The organism is Methanofollis sp. (assembly GCF_028702905.1).
Taxonomy (GTDB): domain Archaea; phylum Halobacteriota; class Methanomicrobia; order Methanomicrobiales; family Methanofollaceae; genus Methanofollis.
Map to the genome: position 1 here is coordinate 1 of NZ_JAQVNX010000083.1, position 9,232 is coordinate 9,232.

11 protein-coding genes are annotated in these 9,232 nt (G+C 62.7%); 5 read left to right on the forward strand and 6 right to left on the reverse strand.

Going from position 1 to position 9,232, the window contains the following annotated elements; all coding sequences use genetic code 11:
* The coding region (locus PHP59_RS09510; protein WP_300166373.1) for a hypothetical protein at positions 1 to 912 on the forward strand (912 nt) is incomplete at its 5' end.
* 102 nt (positions 913 to 1,014) lie between these two features.
* On the opposite strand, the gene PHP59_RS09515 is transcribed toward PHP59_RS09510, so the two are convergent.
* From PHP59_RS09515 to PHP59_RS09540, 6 genes are read right to left on the reverse strand one after another with little or no spacing between them, the layout of a single operon-like run.
* Positions 1,015 to 1,215, reverse strand: coding sequence for a hypothetical protein (locus PHP59_RS09515; protein ID WP_300166375.1), 201 nt, complete (start codon positions 1,213 to 1,215; stop codon positions 1,015 to 1,017).
* Positions 1,216 to 1,242: 27 nt separating this feature from the next.
* On the reverse strand, positions 1,243 to 1,425 hold the full coding sequence (locus tag PHP59_RS09520; RefSeq protein WP_300166377.1) for a hypothetical protein: 183 nt from the start codon (positions 1,423 to 1,425) through the stop codon (positions 1,243 to 1,245).
* Between the two features lie 57 nt (positions 1,426 to 1,482).
* The gene (locus tag PHP59_RS09525; RefSeq protein ID WP_300166379.1) at positions 1,483 to 2,688 is read right to left on the reverse strand and encodes an FtsX-like permease family protein; all 1,206 of its coding nucleotides are present in this window, start codon (positions 2,686 to 2,688) and stop codon (positions 1,483 to 1,485) included.
* Positions 2,689 to 2,693: 5 nt separating this feature from the next.
* Positions 2,694 to 3,893 carry an ABC transporter permease gene (locus PHP59_RS09530; protein WP_300166381.1) on the reverse strand — a complete coding sequence of 400 codons (1,200 nt, stop codon included), beginning with the start codon at positions 3,891 to 3,893 and terminating at the stop codon, positions 2,694 to 2,696.
* Positions 3,890 to 4,567, reverse strand: a complete 678-nt coding sequence (locus PHP59_RS09535; protein ID WP_300166383.1) for an ABC transporter ATP-binding protein — start codon at positions 4,565 to 4,567, stop codon at positions 3,890 to 3,892. The genes PHP59_RS09530 and PHP59_RS09535 overlap by 4 nt, the downstream gene beginning before the upstream one ends.
* A complete protein-coding gene (locus PHP59_RS09540) occupies positions 4,560 to 5,720 on the reverse strand; it encodes an ABC transporter permease (protein WP_300166385.1) in 1,161 nt (386 codons plus the stop codon). The genes PHP59_RS09535 and PHP59_RS09540 overlap by 8 nt, the downstream gene beginning before the upstream one ends.
* A 99-nt stretch (positions 5,721 to 5,819) precedes the next feature.
* Between PHP59_RS09540 and PHP59_RS09545 the strand changes: the two genes are divergently transcribed.
* From PHP59_RS09545 to PHP59_RS09560, 4 genes are all read left to right on the forward strand, one after another.
* Positions 5,820 to 6,662: a deoxyribonuclease IV gene (locus tag PHP59_RS09545; RefSeq protein ID WP_300166387.1), complete on the forward strand. Its 843-nt coding sequence runs from the start codon at positions 5,820 to 5,822 to the stop codon at positions 6,660 to 6,662.
* Between the two features lie 486 nt (positions 6,663 to 7,148).
* A complete protein-coding gene (locus PHP59_RS09550; protein ID WP_300166389.1) occupies positions 7,149 to 8,279 on the forward strand; it encodes a CPBP family intramembrane glutamic endopeptidase in 1,131 nt (376 codons plus the stop codon).
* A gap of 115 nt (positions 8,280 to 8,394) precedes the next feature.
* Positions 8,395 to 8,544 (forward strand): hypothetical protein, encoded by a 150-nt coding sequence (locus PHP59_RS09555; protein WP_300166391.1) that lies wholly within the window; start codon positions 8,395 to 8,397, stop codon positions 8,542 to 8,544.
* Positions 8,545 to 8,648: 104 nt separating this feature from the next.
* Positions 8,649 to 9,232, forward strand: a 584-nt coding sequence (locus tag PHP59_RS09560) for a hypothetical protein (RefSeq protein ID WP_300166393.1), incomplete at its 3' end; no start/stop codon positions are given.

Sequence of the window (9,232 nt, forward strand, 5' to 3'; positions counted from 1 at the left end):
ACCACCGATCCGACGACCGACCCGACGACCGACCCGACGACCGACCCGACGACCGACCCGACGACCGACCCGACCACCAGATCCATCCTCCTGTGTCTCTGGGTGGAGGATGCAACCCGGTCCCATGAGGACGGTGACCCCCTCCATAAAACGGTCGGGAGCCAGCTCTCCCCCCCCTGCAGCTTCGACAGCACGAAGACGGTGAAGTACCGGGCGGTCGTCCTCGGTATCCCGGACGCCGGTGCGGTCTCTGCCCGCGTGGTGATGCCCGACGGGTCGCCGGCCCATGAGGCGGCGCTCTCGCCCCTCGACAATGGCAGGGAGGCATTCTTGAATGCGGAAGCAGCAGGCCTTGTCAGGTATGCTCCCGGGTGGAAACCGTCCCTCGTCCGTGCGGCGCTCAAGACCGGGGCCGCTTCGGTGCGGGGCGGGGAAGCCGACCTTGCATACTGGCAGATGCCGGGCGATTATCGGGTGGAGGTCTCTGGAGGCACTGCGACACCGGTGTCGGGCATTTATACCTACCTGCCGGTCGCCTGCTGCGAGTTTGACTTTTCTGCGGTACCCTATGGGGGTGCCCGCCTCAAAACCAGCGCCCGGATCGTGGGAGACACCGACTTCGGGACCGCGGACCTGCCCACGGTGCGAAATATCGGGAATGTGCCCTGTACGATTCTTGTGGAGCAGGACGACATGGGACTGGGACAGCGCGCCGACGGCACATGGAATGTCATATACGGCGCTGCGCTCGGTGACGGCGTCGAGGTCGGTTATGGCCCCTCCAGCCAGACCGCCCTCCCGGGCGCCCTCCCGGTACGGGCCGCCCGGTCGATATCCTTCTCCCTTCAGGTTCTTGCAGGTTCAGGGGGGTATTCGGGGCATATGACCCTCTCCTGCATCCCTGCCTCCTGAGCCCCGGCGTCCTGGATGAAGACAAAAAAAGCAGACTTTTAGCTCATTAAATGACCCTTTCCGGGTTCTGTAGCGGTGTAGTAGAAAAAAGGCAGGGGACTACTACTCTTTCATTGTATATTCGGCGAGTTTCAACTGTTTCAGGATCTCCAGGGCCTCCATTCTCTCGGTCTTGCCGAGGCGCCTGATCGCATCGCGGACCTCCTGGTCGGATACGGTGAGCAGTCTGGAGACGTCGCCGGTGTCCGGTTTCCCCTGCAGGATTTCGTGCAGCCACTCTGCTGCTCCAACCTCTGCTGTCATGCTCGATCTATTATCCAGACACTCGATTTATAAATATTTGCTTTTTCTCTCGTATGTCCTTTCCTCTCTCCCGTATTTCTCCGGGGCTCGAATGTCATTGTCCCGTTCTTCGAGAAGCAGCATGATGACCTCCATCGACTGATGGCCGCTCTGGCGGCGGTGAAAGCGCGGTGCACGGAGAGCGAGTTCGCCCTGATCGCGTACAGCCATTTGTCCCCCTGGGCGATCGACGATCCGTATACTCGTATATATAGGTGTCCGTCCCCTTCACTCGTAGCGAAGCGCCTCGATCGGGTCGAGGTGCGCCGCTTTCCAGGCAGGATAGACGCCTGCGAGCAGGCTTGTGCCGATCCCGAAGCCGATGCCGAGGAGGATCGCCCTCACCCCCTCGGCGTCGAGTGCGGTGGGTGCGGTACCATATCCGGCAAAGATGGTCTCCGCCACCGAAGCGGTGATCGCATACCCTGCGACGACCGAGAGCGCCCCGCCGATAAGGCTCCCGGCAATGCCGAGGATGATCGCCTCGTACAGGAACATCAGGAGTATCTCATGGCGGAGCGCCCCGATGCTTCGCATCACCCCGATCTCCTGTGTCCGCTGGGTCACCGAGATGATCATCACATTCAGGATCGAGACGCTGGAGACGAGGAGGGCAACGCCCCCGATCCCCATGAGGAAGATCGAGATGGCGTCGTAGGTCTGGTAATACAGTTCCAGGATCTCCCGGGAGTCCTGAACGTCCACCACCTCTTTGCGCCTGTTCATCTGGTCCTTCACCGCGGCCTTGACCGCCGGGATCTCCCCGAGGTCGGCGACCTTGATCACCACCCTGTCATAGTCCTCCTCGCCGCGGAGGTCGGTGTACCAATCGTGGGTGACGACGACGGCATAGTCGGGGTTGATGTCGATTGCAAGCCCCCGCTCTTCCAGGACGCCGGCAACCCTGACGTCCTCGCCGGCGAACGAGATCCTGCTCCCTGCCCTGATATCGAGTTCGTCGGCAAGGCGCGCACCGACGAGCACCCCTCTTCCCGACCCCGGCGGGAACGCCCCCTCCGAGACCCGGAGGAGGAGGGGCATGTCGTCGGCATGGAGGACGATCGCCGGGACAAAGCCCCCCTCTCTCCCTTTTTTGAGCACCTCCGCGGTCTGGATGAGGGGGATGGACGGGTTCGCCCCGGCGGCGCGTGCGATCCTGTCGGCGTCCTTTTCTGTGATCCCGGTGGCGAGGGCCGACCTGGGGTCGAAGGGGTCGCCGCTTGCTGCCGCAAGGTGGGGGGTGACGACGACCGTGTCGGAGACGTCGGCGACCAGACCGGAGAAGAGGACGATCAGGTTGTTGCCCAGGATGCCGAGGGATGCGATGGCAAGGACGCCGATGATGATCCCGAGGGCCGCAAGCCCTGACCGCACCCAGTGCCTTCTCAGGTTCCGCACCGCAAAGACAAGAAAGATCCGCTGCGCCGTCCGCATCCATTTCACCCCCGTATGGCCTCGATCGGTTTCATCCTCGACGCCTGCCAGGCCGGGTAGAGGCCGGAGGCCATGCTCGTCACCGTCCCGAAGACCATGGCAAAGAGGATGTAGGCGATCGAGAGCGGGTCAAAGACCGTCGCCCCTTCGGCGAAGGTGGTGCCGGCGGTGAGCACCTGGACTGCGGCGACGCTGATGAAATACCCCCCGACAAAACTGAAGGCCCCGCCGATGAGGCTCCCGGCGATGCCGAGGATGAGGGCTTCGTACAGGAACATCAGGAGTATCTCGCGGCGCAGCGCCCCGATACTCCGCATCACCCCGATCTCCCGTGTCCGTTCCGTGACCGAGATGATCATGACGTTCAGGATCGAGACCGCCGCGATGACCAGGGAGACCGCCCCGATCGCAAGGAGGAACCGCGTCATTGCGGCATAGATCTCGTTCATCTGCCGGAGGGCCTCCCGCGAGTCGGTGATGTCGACGACGTCGTCGCGCCTGTTGAGGAGACTGTCCACATCCTCCTTGACGCCGTCGATCTCCGCAGGGTCGGCGACCCGGATCACCACATAGTCATAGCCCTCCCTGTCCGGGAAGAAGTACCGAAACCTCTCTTCCACGATGACGACCGCATAGTCAGGGTTGATGTCGAAGGCAAATCCCCTTTCGGCGATGATGCCGGAGACGATCGTCTGCTCGTCGCCGAGGCGGATCCTGCTCCCGGCCCGCAGGTCGTACTCCCTGGCCAGGTAGGTGCCGACAAGGGCACTCCTCGACCCGGTGCGCAGGTGGTTCCCGTCCTCCAGGTCGAGGAGATAGGGGATGTCGTCGGTCGCAAGCCCGATGACCTGTGCGTACCCCCCCTCGCTCCCGACCGTGATCTCCCCGGCCCCCTGGAGGACGGGGATCACCCTGTTCCCCCCTGCCGCCCTCTCGATGCGCTCGACGTCGGCGTCGGGGATGGTGGCCGCGACCACGGTCCTTGGGTCGCCGACGAACCCGGCGCCGCCGAGGGCAGTGTGCGGGGTGATGATGATCGTGTCCCCGACATCGGCGATGAGAGCGGCGGCTAGGAGGTTGATGGAGTTCCCCATCACGCCGAGGGACGCGATCGCAAAGACGCCGATGACGATCCCGAGGGTGGCGAGGAAGGACCGCGCCTTGTGGCGCCGCAGGTTCCGCACCGCGAAGGTAAGGAAGATCATACGATTTTGCCGTCGACGATGGTGATCCGCCGCCGTGCGTACGCGGCGACGTTCTGGTCGTGGGTGACCATGATGATCGTCCTGCCCCGTCGATTCATATCAGCCAGGATCTCCATGATCCCTGTCCCGGTCTTCGTGTCCAGGTTGCCTGTCGGTTCGTCGGCAAGGAGGATCTCGGGGTCGTTGATGAGTGCGCGGGCGATCGCCACCCTCTGCTGCTGCCCGCCCGAGAGTTCTGCGGGCGTGTGGGAGAAGAGTTCCTCTTCGAGGCCGACGGCGGCGAGGACTTCCAGGCAGCGTTCGATGCATCCCCCTTTCTGTTCCTTCAGGATGTGGGGGAACTCCACGTTCTCGATGACATTCAGGAGGGGGATGAGGTTGAACTGCTGGAAGATGAAGCCGATATGGTCGCGGCGGAGACGGGTGAGGTCGTCGTCGGGGAGCGTGCCGATGTCTTTTCCTTTGATGGAGAGCGTCCCTGACGACGGGGTGTCCAGGCAGCCCATGAGGTTCAGGAGGGTGGACTTTCCCGACCCCGAGGGACCCATGATTGCCAGGAACTCGCCGGGCATCACGTCGAGGGAGACATGGTCGAGTGCGACGACGTCGCCTGCCGGCAGGGGGTAGACCTTGGTCACGTCCGTGAATCTGATGATAGGTTCTTCTTCATTCATGTCGCAACGCCTCGATCGGGTTTACATGGGAGGCCTTCCACGCGGGGTAGAGGCCGGAGAGGATGCTCGTGCCGATGCCGAAGGCCATCCCGTACAGGACGTAGACAAGGCTTGAAGGGACAAAGAGGTACGAGGTGTCCTGGAGCATGACGCTGACCGCGAGGTAGCCGCCGACAAAACTCATGAGGCCTCCGATGGCGCTCCCGGTCAGGCCGAGGATGAGGGACTCGTACAGGAACATCAGGAGGACCTCTTTCTGCAGGGCGCCGATGGACCTGATCACCCCGATCTCCTTTGTCCTTTCCGTCACCGACATCATCATCACATTGAAGATGGAGACCCCGGCGACGACGAGGGAGATGCCGCCGATGGCCGTGGTGAACGTCGAGATGCTGTTGAAGGTCTCGATGAGGGTCTCCAGGATCGCCTTCGTGTCGAGGACGTTCACCACCTGCTCTCTCCTGTTGAGCTGGTCCTCGATGGCGGCCTTGACCGCGTCGATCTCGTTGAGGTCGCGCACCTTGACGATCACCTGGTCCCATTCGTCCACGTCGTAGAAGTCCTGGTAGAAGGTGTCTGAGACGACGAGGGCGTAGTCGGGGTTGATATCGAAACCGACGCCCCTTTCGCTGATTATTCCAGCCGTTCTGAGCCTTTCCTCCTTGTCGCCGACCCGGACCCGGCTTCCGACCCTGAGGTCGTACTCTTCGGCGAGTTTCGCGCCGACCATCGTCGTTGTCTGGCCCCGCAGGTAGACGCCGTCGTCAAGGTCGAGGAGTTCGGGTATGTCCTCCTGGCGCATCCCGTAGATGGATGCGGCCCCGACTTCGCCGCCGATGACGATCCGGTCCCCGCCCACGTACAGGGGGACCACCACATTCGACCCGACGGCGCGCTGGATCTCGGTCACCTGCCTGTCGGAGATCCCTTTCGAGGAGGCGCCGGGCGGCCCGTTCCCGCCGCCGGTATGGGGGGTGACGACGATGGTGTCGCCGACGTCGGTGAGGGTGTCGGAGATGGAGAGCACCAGGCTGTTGCCGAGGATTCCCATCGATGCGATGGCGGCGACCCCGATGACGATCCCGATCACCGCGAGGAGGGACCGGAGCCAGTGGAGGCGCACGTTTCGCCTGGCGAACTCAAAAAAGATCATACCGACACTTGCATCCCTGAGCGGCGCGGTAATAAACGTGCCGGTCCGGCGCCTCTCCGGATCGTCACCCTCATCTCTCCTGATGCCACACGCATCTCCATGCTACGCGTCGGTTGCCATGTCTCCATCGCCGGGTCCCTTGCCGATGCCGTCGGGCGGGCCGGGGAGCGGGGGTGCACCACCTTCCAGATCTTCTCCCGGAACCCGCGGGGGTGGATGTTCAGGCCCCTCACCGATGGCGATGCCGCCGCTTTCCGCTCCCGCCTCGAAGCCTCCGGGATCGGCCCGGCCGTCGTCCACATGCCGTACCTGCCGAACCTCGCCTCGCCGAAGGAGGAGGTGTACCAGAAGTCCGTCCAGACCCTCGCCGCCGAACTCAGGCGCTGCGACCACCTCGGCGTTCCCTTCCTTGTGATGCATCTCGGCAGCCATCTCGGCACCGGGATCGAGGGTGGGCGTCGGCGGCTCATCGACGGCGTCCTGCACGCCTTCGACGAGGCTGAGGGTGATGCCGTCCTCCTCCTCGAAAACACCGCGGGGACGAAGAACAGTCTTGGCGGTACTTTCGAGGAGATCAGGTTGATCCTGGAGGCCCTCCCTGAAGAGAGGGCCGCCGTCTGCTTCGACACCTGCCATGCCTTTGCCGCGGGCTATGACCTGCGGGAGGAGACTGTCGTCGGGGAGACCCTCGACGCCTTCGACGACGCGATCGGGCTCGACCGCCTGCGCGTCGTCCACTGCAACGACTGCAAGGGCGGTCTCGGCTCGCACCTCGACCGCCACGAGCATATCGGCCTCGGGGCAATCGGGGAGGGAGGTTTCCGGGCCTTCTTTGCGGTCCCGGCGGTCCGGCGTCTGCCCCTGATCTGCGAGACCCCGGTGGACGATCGGCGGGACGATGTTGGGAACATCGAGAAGGTCAGGGAACTCGCCGGCGAGTAGGGGCGGTCCGGCCCCCTGCTTTTCTGGCTGAACTGTGCAAATGCTGAAAAAGGGGGTTCTGTAGAAATCTTCATTCTCAGATCGATCTCGCCTCAGAATGATCGGCCCTTTGCCTTCCAGACCCTATCTTCATCCCGGGGGCTCCGGGGGCAGCGCCCCCGGCGTGAGGATGGGGGAAGGCAGACCGATCAGGCGTGCCGCCCCATTAGAAAGACTCACACCTGCCGTCTCGCGCCGGGGGGCTTGCCCCCCGGAACCCCCCACAGACAGAGGATAGGTGGGGGCGGCGATTGAGCGAGGTCTCTACCTGTTCTTCTATCGTGAAAAGAGGGATCAAGAAACCTTCCACGCCCCGGAGATCTCTTCGAAACTATTTTCATCCGGTATGCTTGAGGCGTGCGTTTCATGAGCGATTCTGCAAAGCCGAAAAATCGGGTGGAAGGCGGATATTTATGATTGTTGGGCATACAGTGATATTCTGATATCATGATGGATAGATCCGCCTTCCACCCGGTCCTGATCCTGCTTGCCCTCCTTGCCGGAGCGCTTGCCCTCGTCGTCGGCCTCTCCGGCGACCCGCAGGGCGACATCGGCCTCTTCTTCTCGACAGGGGCCGAGGCGGCACCGATCTTTCTGATCGCCCTCCTTGCTTTCCTCGCTCTCGACCGCCCGCGCCTCCGCCCCGTTGTCGCGGCCCTTGCCGTCATGTTCGTCCTGGCGCTTGCGCTTGTCTCCTGGTTCTTCTGTCTGGCGCCCTGGATGTCCCTGCTTGAGGTCGAAGAACCGCCTTTCGAGATGGTCCTCGCCCTCTTCGAGGGCCTGCTCCTTTCCCTGCTTGCGGCCGGGGTCAGCCTGCTCGGCTTTTCGCGACAGGTCCGCCTCTTTCTTGCGCGGTACATCCCGATCGACCCTGACAACTTTGTCCACACCGTGGCCCTGGTGATGATCACCGCCCTCGCGATCATCCCGCCCATCCCCCTCCTGGTCATCGGACACCCGCCCCTCGTCGACCTGATGGCAAACGCGGAGTTCGCCATCGCGCCGATCTCCCCGGCAGATGCGGCGAAGTCAGATGCATACGGTCTTTTCTGGACCATCTTCGGCTCCTTCATCGCTGTCGGCCTCTTCGTGAAGAGGTCTCTTCCCGAGGCCCTGGAGCGCCTCGGCGTCGTGATGCCGACTCTCCGCTCTGTCGCCTTCGCCCTCGGCGTCGGTGTGGCCCTCGTCCTCGTCTTCTCGGTCGTGGACCACGCGATCACGGCGGTCTGGAATTATTTCGGCTGGTACGTCACCGACGCCGACTATACGGAAGCGCTCTTCGCCTCGTACCTCACCCCCCTTGCCGCCCTGGTCGCGGCGGTCGTCGCGGGTGTGGGCGAAGAACTCGCGATCCGCGGTGTCCTCCAGCCGCGCTTTGGCATCGCGTTCTCGGTCCTCGTCTTCGCCGCCCTTCATGCGTACCAGTATGCATGGGACGGCCTGCTCTCTGTCCTCCTTGCCGGCCTTGTCTTTGCATACCTCAGGGTCAGGACGAACACGACTGTCTGCGCCATCACCCATGCCACCTATGACTTCATCCTCTTCTCCCTGATCATCCTCGGGATCGGGTGGGTGTGATATCCCATCGGAGTTCTCCTCTTTTTTGATCGATAGTTTGTGTCCTGTTGGATCAGTGGTCGTACGATAGACCCGGGGAAGACAGAATTGGATATCCTGAATCGTCTTCGACACGATGCACGGTTCGACCGATGTGATGGCGAAGGCCCTCGCCGACGGCGCGATGGACGGCGGCATGGAGGTCTATTTCAGGCCTGACGCCGACGAGCGCGAGGCGTGCTGCCGGACCGGCCTTGCCCTTGCCGAACGGGTAAAACGGGTGTAAATGCCGGGGAAAAACTGCACATGCCTAACTTCCGGGCGGGAAAACCTCGCCCCTCTTTTTCCGGGTAATCTTATATGGCCGGCATCCCATAGAGGCATCATTCCATGGGGCGCCGGCTGAATTTTTCCGGGATCCTCCTTGCCTACGCCGTACAGGGTCTCATCCTCCTCCAGGTCGGGTACAGCTTTGCCAGGGGGGATTATTTCCTGGGCATTGTCGGTTCATTCGCCTTTTTTCTCACCACCGTCCCGTACCTCGTCAGGAGGAGGTCTGACATCTCGATGCCCTGGGAGGTGAACCTCCTCATCGCCCTTTCCCTCTTCCTCCATGTCGCCGGCCATGTCAGCGATTATTATATCCTCTTTTCCCCGTACTACGACAAGATCGCGCACTTCGTCTCCTCGATCACCATCTCTGTCCTGGGATTTGTCCTCGTCCTCCTGGTCGACCGGTACTCGGGCCTGCAGCTCACCAGGCCGATGATCATCTTCTTCATCGTGATCTTCACGATGGCCCTCGGCGCATTCTGGGAGATCTACGAGTACCTCTTCGACACCTTCCTCGGGACCGTCCTCCAGCACGGCCTCGACGACACAATGACCGACCTGATCTTCGATCTCGTCGGGGCGGTCATCATCGCCGCGGTCGGGAACTTCTACCTGCGGAGGCTGACGAAGGAGGAGATGGC